This window comes from Actinosynnema sp. NPDC023658 (genome assembly GCF_040639995.1).
Classification (GTDB): domain Bacteria; phylum Actinomycetota; class Actinomycetes; order Mycobacteriales; family Pseudonocardiaceae; genus Actinosynnema.
In genome coordinates this window covers 1-1,356 of record NZ_JBFAAX010001298.1, presented here as the reverse complement: position 1 = coordinate 1,356, position 1,356 = coordinate 1, and the positions used below count along the sequence as shown (strand labels likewise).

The following is a 1,356-nucleotide window of genomic DNA, read 5'->3' as shown; positions in this document are numbered from 1 at the left end:
GGGGCGGGGGCTCGTGAGGCGCGGGGCCGGGCGGCGCGGGTCGTGGGTCAGGAGACCGCGGCCAGGACCGACGCGATGCGGGTGGCGATGCGGTCGTTGTCGGTCGGGGCGAGGCTGAGCCAGCCGTCCTCGTTGACCATCAGGTAGCGGCCCTGGTGGGTGTCGAACCAGGTGATCAGCGCGCCGGCCCGGTCACGCCGGTAGCCGCCGCCCACGGTGACGCCGAACTGGCCGCCCGCGATCCGGCTCGCGGCCAGCTCGCTGACCACCGACGCGTCCTCGCGCGACAACCCCGCCTTCTGCAGGGCCTCCCGCTCGTCCAGCTCGCCGCTGCCGCCCCACGGGTCGTCGTCCTCGTCGTCGGACTGCTCGTTCTGCAGCGCCACGGCCTCGTGCAACGCCTCCAGCCGCAGCGACAGCGCGCTGCCGGGCCCCGCGGACCCGTCCGGCAGCACCTCCACGATCGAGCGGGCCAACGACGTCGGCCGGATCTCCAGCACCCCGATGGAGCCGCTGTCGATCACCGCCAACGCCGCGCGCTGCCCGTCCGACACGGCCACCGCCCGCACCGCCCGGTCCACGTGCGCGACCGCGTCCACGGCCACCTCGTGATCACCGAGCAGCCGGAGCAGCGCCACCAGCCGGGGCGCGGGCTCGCCGTACCCGGCGAGCACCTCCTCCCGCAGCCGCTTGCGCTCCTCCACGGTGGCGCCGAGGCTCGGCACGTCCAGCGGGTAGGGCATCCGGCCGAGGTCCAGGTGGTGCCACAGCACGTCGAACTCGCGCGGCGTGAGCACGTACTCGGGCTCGATCACGACTGGTCGCCCTTCTTGCGGGGCTTCGCACCGCCGATGACCGACGGCGGCAGGTTCTCGCCCGGCACCTCGAAGATGTCCTCGCCGCGGATGTAGCCCGCGGCCCGGTGCTCCTTGTCCTCGCCCTGCTGGCCGCCCGCCGGTGCGCCCGCGCCGCCCATGGGGGCACCGCCCGCCATCGCGGACGACGCCGCGCCCGCACCGCCGGGGCCGAAGCCACCGGCCGGCATCGGGCCACGCCCGCCGGGACCACCCAGCGCGCCCGTCGAACCGCCCGCGGCCAGCGAGCCGCCGGCACCACCGGCGCCACCGGACCCGGTCGGGCCGAAGCCGCCCGCGCCGCCGCCGAACGCGCCGGGAGGCATGCCGCCGCCGGGCATCCGCGGGACGCCGCCACCGCCACCGCCGCCACCCGCGCCGCCACCACCGGGCACGGTGTTGGGCAACGGGGGCGTGCCGGGGCTGCCGGCCGGGATGTAGGCCGGCGGCTTCACCCCGGGCGGCAGGGTGCCGCCACCGGGTCGCGGCGTCGCGTTGGGGC

The 1,356-nt window shown here is 77.4% G+C and carries 1 protein-coding gene and 1 pseudogene; both read right to left on the bottom strand.

The features are described 5' to 3' along the window. Window positions 1-47: 47 nt before the first annotated feature. Complete coding sequence (locus tag AB0G02_RS40445) at window positions 48-815, bottom strand: ESX secretion-associated protein EspG (RefSeq protein WP_360805907.1); 768 nt, start codon at window positions 813-815, stop codon at window positions 48-50. Further along, a pseudogene (locus AB0G02_RS40440) lies at window positions 812-1,356 on the bottom strand (hypothetical protein); the annotation flags it as partial. The pseudogene AB0G02_RS40440 and the gene AB0G02_RS40445, both read right to left, overlap by 4 nt.